We start from the raw sequence: 511 nt of genomic DNA on the forward strand, positions 1-511 counted from the left end.
GGCCACGGCAGGCCGAAGTAGTCGCCCGTGGTGTCGTAGCCGGTGACCTTGTCCTTGCCGCCTTTGGACTTGAGTGTCTTGTCGTCGAACAGGTGCATATTGCGCATGTGCGCCTGCAGGCGCTCGGGGCTCTGCCCGGTGTAGCCTATGGTCCAGACGCACTTGTTGATCTCACGCAGGATGTCGTCCGGCACGGGCTCGTCCATGCCCTTGACCTTCTGCATCTTGTAGTTCTTCGACAGCTCCTTGGCGAAGCCGAGCTTTTCGGCGAACTGGTGCATGATCATGTGGTCGCTGCGGCTTTCCCACAACGGCTCTATGACTTTTTCGCGCCATTGCAGCGAGCGGTTGGAGGCGGTCACCGAGCCGCTGGTTTCAAACTGGGTCGCGGCCGGCAGCAGATAGACCGCGCGTTTGGGGTTCTGGTCTTCGGCCTTGCCGGGCATGGCGGCCATGGCGGCGGTGGCAGAAGGGTAAGGGTCCACCACGACCAGCAGGTCCAGCTTGTCCA

At 62.0% G+C, this 511-nt stretch carries 1 protein-coding gene; it reads right to left on the bottom strand.

The window, feature by feature from the left end:
* The coding region (locus tag AC1DSO_RS24830; RefSeq protein WP_477071344.1) for a molybdopterin-dependent oxidoreductase at positions 1 to 511 on the bottom strand (511 nt) is incomplete at both ends.

It is taken from the genome of Caulobacter sp. P4_E5, from assembly GCF_056401555.1.